11 protein-coding genes, 1 tRNA gene and 1 other RNA gene are annotated in these 13052 nt (G+C 70.7%); 4 read left to right on the top strand and 9 right to left on the bottom strand.

All coding sequences use genetic code 11. From position 1 onward, the window contains the following. Positions 1-930: hypothetical protein (locus A6A25_RS36210; RefSeq protein WP_206745049.1), on the top strand; the 930-nt coding region annotated here is incomplete at its 5' end. A gap of 516 nt (positions 931-1446) precedes the next feature. Here A6A25_RS36210 and A6A25_RS36205 read toward each other — a convergent pair. From A6A25_RS36205 to A6A25_RS36185, 5 genes are all read right to left on the bottom strand, one after another. Next, positions 1447-1519 (bottom strand) — tRNA-Ala (locus A6A25_RS36205). Between the two features lie 128 nt (positions 1520-1647). Further along, positions 1648-2406, bottom strand: a complete 759-nt coding sequence (locus tag A6A25_RS36200) for a DsbA family protein (RefSeq protein ID WP_073898042.1) — start codon at positions 2404-2406, stop codon at positions 1648-1650. A gap of 67 nt (positions 2407-2473) precedes the next feature. Beyond that, positions 2474-3790: an MFS transporter gene (locus tag A6A25_RS36195; RefSeq protein ID WP_073898041.1), complete on the bottom strand. Its 1317-nt coding sequence runs from the start codon at positions 3788-3790 to the stop codon at positions 2474-2476. A 61-nt stretch (positions 3791-3851) separates the two neighbouring features. Further along, positions 3852-4664 carry a GNAT family N-acetyltransferase gene (locus A6A25_RS36190; protein WP_073898040.1) on the bottom strand — a complete coding sequence of 271 codons (813 nt, stop codon included), beginning with the start codon at positions 4662-4664 and terminating at the stop codon, positions 3852-3854. 4 nt (positions 4665-4668) lie between these two features. Next, positions 4669-5769, bottom strand: coding sequence for a glycosyltransferase (locus A6A25_RS36185; protein ID WP_073898039.1), 1101 nt, complete (start codon positions 5767-5769; stop codon positions 4669-4671). 29 nt (positions 5770-5798) lie between these two features. Here A6A25_RS36185 and hrpB point away from each other — a divergent pair, with 29 nt between their 5' ends. After that, complete coding sequence (hrpB, locus tag A6A25_RS36180; RefSeq protein ID WP_073898038.1) at positions 5799-8120, top strand: ATP-dependent helicase HrpB; 2322 nt, start codon at positions 5799-5801, stop codon at positions 8118-8120. A gap of 222 nt (positions 8121-8342) precedes the next feature. On the opposite strand, the gene ssrA is transcribed toward hrpB, so the two are convergent. Next, positions 8343-8715: a transfer-messenger RNA gene (gene ssrA, locus A6A25_RS36175) on the bottom strand. 166 nt (positions 8716-8881) lie between these two features. On the opposite strand from ssrA, the gene A6A25_RS36170 reads away from it, so the two are divergent. Further along, on the top strand, positions 8882-10129 hold the full coding sequence (locus tag A6A25_RS36170; protein ID WP_073898037.1) for a sensor histidine kinase: 1248 nt from the start codon (positions 8882-8884) through the stop codon (positions 10127-10129). Next, on the top strand, positions 10117-10761 hold the full coding sequence (locus A6A25_RS36165) for a response regulator transcription factor (RefSeq protein ID WP_073898036.1): 645 nt from the start codon (positions 10117-10119) through the stop codon (positions 10759-10761). The genes A6A25_RS36170 and A6A25_RS36165 overlap by 13 nt, the downstream gene beginning before the upstream one ends. Here A6A25_RS36165 and A6A25_RS36160 read toward each other — a convergent pair. The 3 genes from A6A25_RS36160 to ftsX are packed head-to-tail and all read right to left on the bottom strand — an operon-like array spanning position 10748 to position 13022. Further along, the gene (locus tag A6A25_RS36160) at positions 10748-11605 is read right to left on the bottom strand and encodes an amidohydrolase family protein (protein WP_073898035.1); all 858 of its coding nucleotides are present in this window, start codon (positions 11603-11605) and stop codon (positions 10748-10750) included. The genes A6A25_RS36165 and A6A25_RS36160 overlap by 14 nt on opposite strands. After that, positions 11602-12078: an SsrA-binding protein SmpB gene (gene smpB, locus A6A25_RS36155; RefSeq protein WP_073898034.1), complete on the bottom strand. Its 477-nt coding sequence runs from the start codon at positions 12076-12078 to the stop codon at positions 11602-11604. Before smpB ends, A6A25_RS36160 begins: the two co-directional genes overlap by 4 nt. Before the next feature lie 41 nt (positions 12079-12119). After that, complete coding sequence (ftsX, locus tag A6A25_RS36150) at positions 12120-13022, bottom strand: permease-like cell division protein FtsX (protein WP_073898033.1); 903 nt, start codon at positions 13020-13022, stop codon at positions 12120-12122. Positions 13023-13052 lie beyond the last annotated feature (30 nt).

The raw sequence follows: 13052 nt of genomic DNA, 5'->3' as shown, positions 1-13052 counted from the left end.
TCCGCACCTGGACCCATTACCCGGCCAAGGCTGCGTGACAAGCCACTAGATCGACGTCAAGATCACAGACGCGTCTGGGACGTCCTCGGCAGCGAGCGCAACTTCGCCATGACCCACGTCATGGCGATCAGCAGGTCCGACGGCAAGGAGTTCACCGCCACGGATCTCGAGCCGCTTCAGCAAGCGCTGCACTTCGGGGTGTCCTTCGCCTTCGGGCGCTGGGTGGGGCCCGCTGCTCCCGTCGGGATCGACGCGACCGGCTCTATCGTGTGGCGACAGTGGGCCAACGTTTTCTGCGACCCGGGACGCAACGGCAGCCTCGCCTGGCTGCATTACCCCAACACGCAGGACCTCCACGATCTCGTTTCCTGCGTGTATGCCGCCTTCGCCGACCCGGACCGCAGCCACACCACACGGTTCCTGCTGTCGATGGCCATAGAGGCGAACCACGCCGGCCGAGTCGAACAGCGCACGATGACGATCTTCTCCGCCCTGGAACTACTGAGCTGGGTCATCCTCAAACTGACCAACGGACTCAGCAACGCCCAGTACAAACAACCCGGCACCAGCGGACGCATCCGGATGTTGCTGGAAGCGGCTTCCGTCGACACGAACATCGACGCGGCGCGCCAGCCCGCTCTCACGCAGTTCGCCACGACGGAGTCGAGCACCGGCACATCACTGGATGGGCCCGCCGCCATCACCAAGGTCCGCAACCGGTTGGTCCACCCCAACGCACCCCAGGACGAGGTCTACCACCTCAACGGCCTCGTCCGGGACACCTGGCTCCTCAGCCGCCACTACCTCAACCTGCTGATCCTGCACTGGCTCGGCTACAACGGGTCGTACCAGACGATCCTCGGCCCAGGCGGCTGGGCAGGCGACGCCAACCCCGCGCCCTGGGCACCCCAGCCGCTCTCAAGCAGCTGATGACCGCGAGGATGGCGACTCGGCAACCGGTTCCGAAGTGAACCCGATCAACTTCCACACCACTCTCGCGCGGACGCGCACGGGGGCGGCAGTCAGTTCCGCCGCCGCCCTTTGACACGGAGGGATGACTGTCTGCCGCTCGGCGTCATCCGCATCCATGGATCGAGACCGCGCGTTGTGGCGGCTGCGCTTCGTCACGCAGGTGCCGATGTCATGGTCGGCGAGAAACGCCCGCCCAGATCCCCGCTGACCGAAGCTCCCGGTACCACCCGCCCATGCCGACCAGACGGCTGTCCACGCACGTCAGCGGCGATCCCGAAGGTCCCGACTGACGACCACCGGTCGGGCGACCAAATACTGGAGAGAATCCCTGACCCTGTTTCACGGTGATCAGGACCGGTTCTCCAGATTTTCTCCGGTTCGGTACACCACTGTCCACAGTGGATCGGAAACGAAGATCGCCCACCAAACCTGTTTGCGCAGGTCAGCGGGCGATTCGCATGCTGTATTCGATTGTGGAGCTGAGGGGACTCGAACCCCTGACCCTCACACTGCCAGTGTGATGCGCTACCAGCTGCGCCACAGCCCCTTGCCTGCACGTTTCCCGGCGGTTGGGGCGCCGTTCTCGTGTGGCAATACCGTACAACACGGCACCGCCGGGGACGAAATCGGGGGGTCCAGTACGGCATCCGGGCTGTTCGGCGGGGGTGTGGCTGCCTACTTGAGCAGGTTGGTCAGCCAGTCCTGGTCGTCCCACTCGACGACCTCGCCGTCCTTCATCACGGTGGGCGTGCCCTGGAACTTGCCGGTCGCCCGCACGGCGTCCAGCTCGGCCTGGGCGTCCTTCTCGTGCGCTCCGCTGTCGACGCACTGCTTGAACGCGTCACCGGTGATCCCGAGGTCCGTGCCGAGCTTCACCAGCTCCTCCTTGGTGTGCCCCGGCCCGCCTTCCTCGGGCTGCCGCAGGAACAGCGCCTCGTGGTACTCCCAGAACTTGCCCTCGTCGACGGCGCACAGGGCGGCGTTCGCCGAATCACGGGAGTAGCCCTCGGGGTCGGAGAGCCGGTTCAGGTACGGCAGGGCGTGGTAGCGGACTTTGAGGTCGCCGGCTTCGATCTCCTGCTTGATCTGGTCGCCGTAGGCCTTCTTGAACGCACCGCAAGCGGGGCAGAGGAAGTCCTCGTACAAGTCGATGGTGACCTTCGCGCCGTCCTTGCCGACGACGACCGCACCGCCCTCGCGGACGATCGGCGCGGACACGCCGGTGACCTCTGGCACGTTGGCCAGCGAGTCGTCCGAATCCGACTTGGACGACAGGACGACCCCGCCGATCACGGCGGCGGCGAGCACCACGACGACCACGATGCCGACGATGACCTTGGTCCGGTCACCGGACGCACCGCGCGCCGCGACCACCGCCTTGGTCGCACGCTGCTGCTGCTTCTTCTTCCGAGCGTTCCGCTCCGCGCCACCCACCGCACTGCCCTCCCGGTCAAAACCCGGCTCGCAGGCTACCGAGAGATGCTGAGCAAAAGCTGAGCGCTCACGCGTCCGGCTGACGAGGACGTCCCGCCACGCGCTCGCCCACCGGCACCTCGGGCCCTTCGTCCAGGCACCCGGACTCCCCGGCGACGTCCGACGCGACGTGCGTCTCCTCCGCTCGGGGCAGGGTCTCGGGCGAGAACAGCCAGAACACCAGCGCCACCGCGGCCATCGCACCCGTCAGGGTGAACGCCGCCTGGTACGAGAACTGGTCGACCAGCACGCCCGCGAGCAGCGGCCCGACGATGGCACCGCAGTCGGCGACCATCTGGAACGCCGCCAGCACCGGCCCGCCCTTGGCCTTCGTCCCGATCACATCGGCCACGACGGCGTTCTGCGGCGGGCCGAGCAGCCCGGCGCCGATACCCGCCACCAGGGAAGCCACCATGAACATCGGCACGCCGACGCTGAACCCGAGCCACACCGTGCCGACCGCGGACACGGCGAGCCCCGCGATGGCGACGGGCTTGCGGCCGATGCTGTCGGACAGCTTGCCGGAGATCATCAGCACGGCCGCGTTGCCCGCCGCGAACACCGACAGCGAGATGCCGGCGATGGCGGGCGTGCTGTGCAGCGCCTCGACCACGAACAGCGGCACCAGCGAGATCCGGATGCCGAACACGGCCCAGCCGTTGGCGAACGCGGAGGCCAGCGCCGCCCGGTACGCCGACAGCCGCACGGCCGCGCGCACCGGCAGCGTCTCCTGCTCGACCGACTTGTCCAGCGCGGCGGCGAGCGTGGACCGGCGCAGGAACCACCACACGACGAGCGCGGCCACCACGAGCGCCACCGCGTACGTGACGAACGGCACCTGGATGGAGATCTCCACGAGCGCCGCGCCGACGATCGGGCCGCCGATGTTGCCGAGCAGGAAACCGGTCGCCCACAGCCCGGACGCCCGGCCGCGCATCGGGGCGGGTGTGATCCGGATCAGCAGGGCGACGGCGGCGACCGTGAACATGGTCGACCCGATGCCCGCGAACGAGCGGAACACGATGAGCTGCCAGTACGCGGTCGCGAAGCCGCACGCGCCGGTGCCGACGGCGACGATGAGGATGCCGACGATGTAGACCCACGTCTCGCCGAACCGGTTGACCAGTCGGCCGCTCATCGGCGCGAACAGGAGCCTGACCAGCGCGAACGAGCTGACCACGGCGGACACGGCGAACGTGCCGACGTCGAAGCTCTTGGCGTAGGCGGGCAGGACGGGCGCCACGATGCCGAACCCGAGGGCGATGATGAAGCTCGCCACGACGAGCACCCACACCTCGCCGGGTAGCCGGGGCTTCGCCTTCACGTCGGACCCGGTCCCCAGCACTGTGCGCCCCTTCCGATCTCCGTTAGCTGTGCTAAGGATATGCGGTACGGCAACTAATTACTCAATCGAGCAGCTCGTCAACTCTGCGTGCATAGGCCGTTACCGGATAACAAACGTCGAAGCCGCACGCTTCCACGAACCGCTCCCCCGCACCGCCCTCGGCCACGTGCGAGGCCACCAGCAACGCTCCCGCCTCCCGCAGTTCCGCCACCACGCCCAGGACCAGCGCCTTGCCCAACCCGCGGCGACGACGCGCCGGCCGCACCACCGCGTGCTCCACCAACCCGACCCGGCGCTCGCCGAACCCGGACGCGAACCCGCCGATCCGGTCACCATCGTCCACCACGACGAACACGCACCGCGGGTCGTCCAACCGCTGCCCGAGGTGGCGCAGCAGCCGCGGCCCGTCCACGCCCAGGTCGTCGGCCAGCAGCTCGGCGATGCCCTCCAGGTCACCGTCCCGCGCCGGCCGCACGACCGGTGAGCGCCGCACCTCGCCCCGGTGCACGACGGCCAACGACTCCTCCACCGCGTGCCACCCGGTGTCGTCGGCGATGCCCTCGATCTCGGCCACCGTGGTCGGTGACGCGTACAGCACCGCCTCGGCACGTCCCACGTCGGCGAACGTCTGCTCCAACCGCATCAGCGTGCCCGCGACCTCGGCCGACGACCCGTACACGCCGCACGCGTGGTTGCCGCCGGGCAGCGGGTTGTCCCGGTTCACCACGACCTGCGCCACACCGACGCGACCGACCTTGCCGTACCGGACGGCGCCGGCGGCCAACCGGGTGGCTTCCACCAGTCCGGCCAGGTCACGGGCCCGGTACGGGTCGAGCAGGTCCGGGTCGTCGGGGTCGCGCAGCGGGTCAACCACGACGTCAGCCTCGCACGTCGCGGTCCTTCCACTTCGCGGTGCCGTGCAACGCCCGCCATGCCGCCTCCAGCGACATCGCGCCGAACGTGACGTAGGCCAGCGGCCCCAGCACGGCCGCCGACTGCGGCTGCCGGGTCCGCTTCAGGTAGATCCACTCGGCGGCCGACTGCGCCAGCCACGCCAGCAGGCCGAGCTTGGACCCGCGCAACGCCGTCACCACCGGCACGACCCCGTACGCGATGTGCGCGAGCCCGGTCGACCCGAGCGACAGGAACGCGCTGCCCGGGCCCTTCGCGTACAGCGACGTGCCGGCCACCATGCTCTTGCGCATCGACGCCCACGTGTCGCCGAACGTGTCCAGCCCCGTCGTGGCCAGCGAGTCGGAACCGTCCACGTACCGCGTCCGGCCGCCGGTGTCGCGGACCAGGGTGGCGAAGCCGACGTCGTCCGCCCGCGACCCGGCGATCGCGGCCCAGCCGCCCGCCCGCTCGTACATCGCCCGGCGGACCAGGATGCAGTGCCCGACGGCCAGCGCCATGCCGCGCCGCCCGTCCACGGTCGTGGTCTCGAACAGCAGCTGGTTCACCGGCGGCAGCAGCAGCCACCACCCGGCGTTCGGCCTGGTCGCGCGCCCGGACGTGGACACCAGGTCGAGGTCGTCCCGCCGGGCGCCCGCGAGCAGCCTGCCGACCAGGTCGGGCGCGGCCTCGGTGTCGGCGTCCACGAACAGCAGCCAGTCGGTGTCGGCGTCGGCGGTGCCCACGTGCAACGCGTGCACCTTGCCCGCCCAGCCCGACGGCGGCCCTGAACTGCTCACCAGCCGCACCCGCGGGTCCTCCGCCGCGTGCCGCCGCACGATCTCGGCGGTGCGGTCGGTCGACGCGTCGTCCACGACCACGATCCGCAGGTCCGAGTAGTCCTGTTTGCGCAGGCCGGTGAGGCACCGGTCGATGGTGCGCTCCTCGTCGCGCGCGGGCACGACCACCGTCACCGGACCGGCGTCGGCCTGTGCCGCGGGCAGCCGCTTGACCTCTTGCCACACCTTGATCGTCACGGCCGCGCGGGCCAGGGCCACCGCCGCGCCGAGGACACCCCATTTCCCCATGGGTCCACAGTGGCACAACACTGACCCCTGTGGAGCTGCCGAACCTGCCGATCCGCCCGCTGCTCGGCGAGATCGCGGCCACGCTGACCGCGCACGGCTCGGCGGTGCTGGTCGCGCCGCCCGGCACGGGCAAGACGACGCTGGTGCCGTTGACGCTGGACGGCCGCGTGGTGGTCGCCGAGCCACGCCGGCTGGCCGCGCGTGCCGCCGCCGCGCGGATGGCGAGCCTGCTCGGCGAACCGGTGGGGCAGACCGTGGGCTACTCGGTGCGCGGCGACCGGAAGACGTCGAAGAACACCCGGATCGAGGTCGTCACCTCGGGTCTGCTGGTGCGGCGGCTGCAGCACGACCCGGAACTCGCGGGCGTCGGCACGGTGCTGCTGGACGAGTGCCACGAACGGCACCTGGACGCGGACCTGCTGCTGGCGTTGCTGCTCGACGCGCGGGCCGGGCTGCGGCCGGACCTGAAGCTGCTGGCCACGTCCGCGACCGTGGCCGCCGACCGGCTGGCCCAGCTCCTGGGCGACGCGCCGGTGATCCGGGTGGAAGCACGCACGTTCCCGGTGGAGGTCGCCCACACCCCTCCCACCCGCAACGAACGGGTCGAGGCCACCGTCGCCCGCGCGATCCACCAGGCCGTGTCCGAAGTGGACGGTGATGTGCTAGCGTTCCTGCCCGGCGTGGGCGAGATCCGTCGGTGCGCCGCGCTGCTGGGCAAGGACGTCGACGTCCTCCCTCTGCACGGCCGCCTCACCACCACCGCACAGGACGACGCCCTGCGCCCCGGTCACCGCCGGCGGGTCGTGCTGGCCACCGCCATCGCCGAGTCGAGCCTGACCGTGCCGGGCGTGCGGGCGGTGGTGGACTCCGGGCTGTCCCGCGTGCCCCGGGTCGACCACCGGCGCGGGCTGTCGGGCCTGGCCACGGTCCGGGTCAGCGCCGCGGTGGCCGACCAGCGCGCGGGCCGGGCGGGACGTGAGGCACCGGGCCGGGTCTACCGGTGCTGGCCCGCGCACGAGCACAGCACGTTGCCGCGCTACCCGGAGCCGGAGATCCGCACCGCCGACCTGACCCGGCTGGCCCTGGAACTGGCCTGCTGGGGCGTGCCGGACGGCGAAGGGCTCGGCTGGTGGGACGCGCCACCGCAGGGCGCGCTGGACGCGGGCCGCTCGGTGCTGCGGGCGCTCGGTGCGCTGGACTCCGAAGGCGCCACCGAACGGGGCCGCCGGATGGCCGACCTGGGCCTGCACCCCCGGCTGGCACGGGCGTTGCTGGACGGTGCCGCGGCCGTGGGCGCGCGCAAGGCCGCCGAGGTGGTGGCGCTGCTGGACGACGACCGGGCGAACTCCGGGATCGAGCTGACTACGCGTGACGCCGATCCGCGCGAGGTCCGCCGCCTGGCCGCGATGGTCGAGGGCACCGGCCACGGCGACCCGGCGCTGGTGGTGGCGCTCGCCTACCCGGAACGGTTGGCGCGCAGGCGTTCGCCCGGTTCGCCGGTGTACCTGATGGCGGGCGGCACGGCGGTGGAGCTGCCGCCCGGCAGTGGGTTGGCCGACTCCGAATGGCTCGCCGTGGCCGTTGCGGACCGTGAGGCGGGCCGCGCCCATGGCCGCATCCGGTTGGCCGCGCGGGCGGACGAAGAGCTCGCCGTGTCCGCCGCGTCGTCCCTGCTGATCACCGAAGACGACGTCCGCTGGGACGGCGACGTGGTGGCGAACCGGCTGCGCAAGCTGGGCGCGATCACGTTGTCCAGCAAGCCGTTGCACGACCGGGAAGCGATCCGGCGTGCGCTGCTCAAAGGCCTGCGCGCGGAAGGCGTCGGCCTGCTGCGGTGGGACGCGGACGGCTTGCGCACGCGTGAGCGGATGGCGTTCCTGCACCGCGTGATCGGCGACCCGTGGCCCTCGGTGGACGACGACGCGCTGCTCGCCGTCATCGATGTGGGCGATGCGCGGCGGAAGGCCGACCTGGCCCGCATCAGCGGCGAGCACGTCGTGCGGCAACTCCTGCCGTGGCCGGCCGCCGCGCGGTTCGACGAACTCGCACCGGACCGCTTGGAGGTGCCTTCGGGTTCACGCATCCGGGTGGACTACTCCGGCCCCGAACCAGTGCTGCCGGTGAAGGTCCAGGAGGTCTTCGGCTGGACCGACACGCCCCGCCTGGCCGACGGCCGCGTGCCCGTCGTCCTGCACCTGCTCTCCCCCGCCGGCCGCCCGACCGCCGTCACCGGCGACCTGGCGTCGTTCTGGCGCACGGGCTATCCCCAGGTCCGCTCCGAACTGCGGGGCCGCTACCCGAAGCACCGCTGGCCGGAGGACCCGATGACCGCCCACCCCGCCCGCCGCTGACCACTCGACGCCGAGGACCAACCACCCAACCCAACCACCGTGCGGGGATCCCAGCGACCCACCCGACCTCCCGCGTACAGCCGGGGCGACCAACCCAACGCAACCACCTACGGATGGGGGTCCGGGGGCAACGCCCGCCGGGCGGGGCCCGGGGGTCGCACCCCCGGAAAACACGAGGAGCGAGGTGGTCGACGCTCTCCGTCGACACACCTCGCCCCGAGCGAGTGGAGGTGCCGGGAATCGAACCCGGGTCCTCTGCCGCATCATCAAGGCTTCTCCGTGCGCAGTCCGCTACATCTCTACTCGGCCCCGGTGATCACGCGGACAAGTCACCGTGATGAGCCCAGCCACTGTGGGTGTCCCGACCGTCCCCCGTGGCCGGGGACGGTGGTGAGCCTCCTAGCTGATGCCGGCGACCGGAGCGGAGGCACCTCCGGGCCGACAGCGTCGCTCCTAGCCTCAGGCGGCGAGGGCGAACGCGCGCTGGTCGTTAGACTCGGCGCTTATTGGTTTGCGATGACGCTTGCGGTGGTCTCTCGCCTGCACCGGCACGCTTCCCTTGAATCAACGCACAAAGTCGAAACCGTTCACCCCCGTGTCGTGGGTCTTGCTCCGCACAGCATAACGTGCCGTCCACCCCGGTTCATTCCCATTACCTTGGTAGGGCTGTCCCCACCCCGCGCTGACCGGCGGACCTGATGGTTCGGGCCACTCGTTCGAGCGATGCTGGTCGGGTCACATCGGGCGTGAAGGTGGGGAACATGACGACGCGGGTCAACCCGGACATCGGCCGGATCAGCGGGTACTTCCTGTTGAACCTGGTCACAGGCATCTTCTGGTTCGTCCTGCTGGTCACCCTGGGCTCGGTGAGCATCGGCACCGCCGTCGTCTGGGTGGGCATCCCGCTGGGCGTGCTGACGATGGCCCTGGCCCGAGGCGCGGCGACCGCGGAACGGGCCTGGCTGCGGGTCACCCTGGGGGTCGACATCCCGCAGCCGTACCGGCCGCTGCCCGCCACCGTGACCGGTCGGGCGAAGGCGCTGGCGAAGGACCCGGCGACGTGGCGCGACTTCGCCTACTGGCTGATCATGCTGCCGCTGGGCGCACTGGAGTTCTCACTCACCGTAGCGCTGTGGTCGGCCGTGCTCGGCACCGTGTTCCTGCCGTTCTACCTGCACTGGCTGCCCGCCACGTGGGAGGTGACGTTCCCCGGCGGCACGGTGTGGCTGATCGACTCGTTCGTCAAGGCGCTCCCGGTGAGCGTCCTGGGCCTGCTGCTCGGCGTCCTGGCCTACCGGCTGCTCAAGGCCCTGGGCCAGGGTCACGCGGTGCTGGCCCGGTCCCTGCTCGGCCCGTCGCGCTACGGCGTGCTGGAGGCCAAGGCGGAGCAGCTGTCCGCCAGTCGGGCCCGCGGCGTGGAGGCAGCCGAGGCGGAGCGCAGGCGCATCGAGCGCGACCTGCACGACGGCGCGCAGCAACGCCTGGTCGCCGTGGCCATGGGCCTGGGCCGGGCGCGCGGCAAGCTGGAGTCCGACCCGGACGCGGCCCGCGAGCTGATCGCCGAGGCGCACGCCGACGCCAAGCTCGCCATCTCCGAGCTGCGCGACCTGGCCCGCGGCATCTACCCGTCCGTACTGGGCGACCGGGGTCTCGACGCGGCCCTGTCCTCCCTCGCCGCGCGGTCGCCGATCCCGGTCGAGGTCGAGGTGGACGTCGAACCGCGCCCGCCGACAGCCGTGGAGAGCACCGCGTACTTCACCGTCGCCGAGACGCTGACCAACATCGCCAAGCACTCCGGCGCCACCCAGGCCCGCGTGAAGGTGTCCCGCACCGAGAACTCCGTGGTGGTGGAGGTCACCGACAACGGCCGCGGTGGCGCGGAGGTGCGCCCGGGTGGTGGCCTCGCGGGCCTGGCGGACCGTGCTGCGACGATTGACGGCGTGGTCGTCGTGGTGAGCCCGATCGGCGGGCCGACCGTGATCCGGACGGAGCTGCCGTGCGCGTGGTGATCGCGGAGGACTCGGTCCTCCTGCGGATGGGTGTGCAACGCCTGCTGGCCGACGAGGGGATCGAGACGGTCGCGGCGGTGGAGGACGGTGACGCGCTGCTCGCCGCGATCGAGGAACACCGCCCCGACCTGGCCCTGGTGGACGTGCGGATGCCGCCCACGTTCACCGACGAGGGCCTGCGTGCCGCGATCGAGGCGCGCAAGCGCGTCCCGAACCTGCCGGTGCTGGTCCTCTCGCAGTACGTGGAGGAGCGCTACGCGGTGGAGCTGCTGGCCGGCGGCGCGAACGGCGTCGGCTACCTGCTCAAGGAACGCGTGGCGGACGTGTCGGAGTTCGTGGCCGCGGTGCGCCGGGTCGCCGAGGGCGGCACGAGCATCGACCACGAGGTCATCACGCAGCTGATGGTCCGCGCCAAGCGCAACCCGGTCGACTCGCTCACCCAGCGTGAGCGCGAGGTGCTCGGCCTGATGGCCCAGGGCCTGTCGAACGCCGCCATCGCCGCCTCGCTGGTCGTGTCCGACGGCGCGGTGGAGAAGCACGTCGGCAACATCTTCGCCAAGCTCGGCCTGGAGCCCAGCACCAGCGAGCACCGCCGCGTGCGCGCCGTGCTGGCCTACCTCAACCTAAGCTGACGCCGAGCAGCCTGGCGCCGTTGTCGTGCAGCACGGCCCGCAGGAACGGCTCACCGAGCCGGTCGTCGGCGGCGGCCCAGCCCTCGATCGCGGCCAGCTGCTCGGCGTAGTCGTACGGGATGTTCGGGAAGTCCGAGCCGAGCACCACCCGGTCGGTCACGTCGACCAGCCTGGCCGCCCAGTCACCCGGCAGCGCCGCCCGCACCTCGGTGAACGGCACGCCCACCATGGTCGTGTCCAGGTGCACCCCGTCGTACCGGCGGACCAGGTCCAGCGCGCCGAGGTAGTCGGGCATCCCGGCGTGCGCCAGCACGGCCACCAGCGACGGGTGCCTGCGCAGCACGTCCTCGAACACGTCCAGCCCCGTGTGCGCGCCCGGCACCGGCCCGTGCCCGCAGTGCACGACCACCGGCACCCGTGCCTCGGCCAGCAGGCCCCACGCGCCGTCGAGCGAACGCGGGTCGTAGCCGCCGACCTGCACGTGCGCCTTGAAGCACCGCGCACCCGCCGTCAACGCCCGCGCCACGTACGCCTCGACGCCCGGCTCCGGGTACAGGGTCGCGGTGGGCACGGCGCCGTCCACGCGTGAGCCGAAGTCCAGCGCCCAGTCCGTCAGCCACTCGCCCATGCCCGGCTTGTGCGGGTACACCAGGGGCGCGAACGCGACCACCCCGAACGACCGCAGCACAGCCAGCCGTTCGTCCTCGGGCAGCCGGTACCGGATCGACCAGTCGACGCCGTAGTGCCGGGACGCGGAGTCGAAGAACGCCCACACCTTGTCCAGCACGCGCTGCGGCATGAAGTGCACGTGCACGTCGACCAGGCCCGGGACGGCGGCGTTCAGTACCGCCCCTTCAACGCACGGCCGTGCGCCTTCTGGATCTCCCGCTCCGCGTCCCGCTTCGCCAGGTCCTGCCGCTTGTCGTAGGACTTCTTGCCGCGCGCCAACGCGAGCTCGACCTTGACGTACCCGTCCTTGAAGTACATCGACAGCGGGATCAGCGACAGACCGCTCTCCTTGGTCTTGCCGATCAGCCGCTCGATCTCGCCGCGGTGCAGCAGCAGCTTCCGCTTGCGCCGCACCTCGTGGTTGGTCCAGGTGCCCGCCACGTACTCCGGGATGTGCAGCGCGTGCAGCCAGATCTCGCCGTCGTCCACCTGGGCGAAGGCGTCCACCAGGGACGCCCGGCCCATGCGCAGGCTCTTCACCTCGGTGCCGACGAGCACGACACCGGCTTCGTAGGTGTCGAGGATGGTGTAGTCGTGCCGAGCCTTGCGGTTCGACGCGATCACCTTCTGACCGCGTTCCTTGACCATGACCGAAACCTTACGTGAGCGCGCCAGCGGTTATCGCCGACCTACAGGCGCACGTAGAGCCGCAGCGTGACGTAGCCGGTCAGCGCCGAGATGGCGATCGCCACACCGACCAGGATCGGTGAGAGGAAGAGGATCTCCACCATGCTCACTTCCGGGATGATGTTGGCCGCGAACAGCTCGCCGAGCACCCGGTTGAGCAGGAACAGCTTCGTCACCACGAGCAGGCCGATCGAAGCGACGGCGCCGATGACACCCGCGACCACCGCCTCGATGAGGAACGGCAGCTGGGTGTACCAGCGGGTGGCGCCGACCAGCCGCATGATGCCGACCTCCGTGCGCCGGGTGAACGCCGACACCTGGATCGTGTTGGAGATCAACATCAACGCCGCGAACGCCTGCAGCAGCGCCAGCGCCAGCGCCGCGTCACGCACGCCGTTGAGGAAGCCGAACAGCCGGTCGAGGTCCTCTCGCTGGTCGTCGACCTTCTTCACGCCCGCCTTGCCGGTGAACGCCTGGACGATCACGTCGGACCGCTGCGCGTCCTCCAGCTTGACCCGGAACATGGCCGGGATCGCCTCGGGACGGGCCAGCTTCGCCAGCTCGGGCTGCGACTCGAAGACCTTCTTGAACCGCTCGTAGCCCTTGTCGCGGTTCTCGTAGACGACGGTCTCGACCCCGGACGTGGTCTCCAGCTGGCTGCGCAGGCTCGAGCACGGCTGCTGCGTGCAGTCCTTGTCGTTGACGCTGATGTCGTTGGTGAGCATGACCGCCACCTCGAGCTTGCCGAGGTAGTCGTCCTGCATCTTGCCCACCATGTTGACGACCAGGAGGCCGACACCGAGCAGGAAGAGCGAGATCGCGGTCGTGAGGATCATCGCGATGGTCATCGTGACGTTCCGGCGCAGGCCGGTGACGACCTCGCTGAACACGAAGCTGGTACGCATCGGGGGGAACGTTCCTCAGGGTCGGGGGAT

Origin of the sequence: Saccharothrix sp. CB00851 (assembly GCF_001905065.1) — a bacterium.
Taxonomy (GTDB): Bacteria; Actinomycetota; Actinomycetes; order Mycobacteriales; family Pseudonocardiaceae; genus Actinosynnema.
Note: the sequence above shows the minus strand (reverse complement) of the source record. Positions and strands in the feature narration are given on the sequence as shown.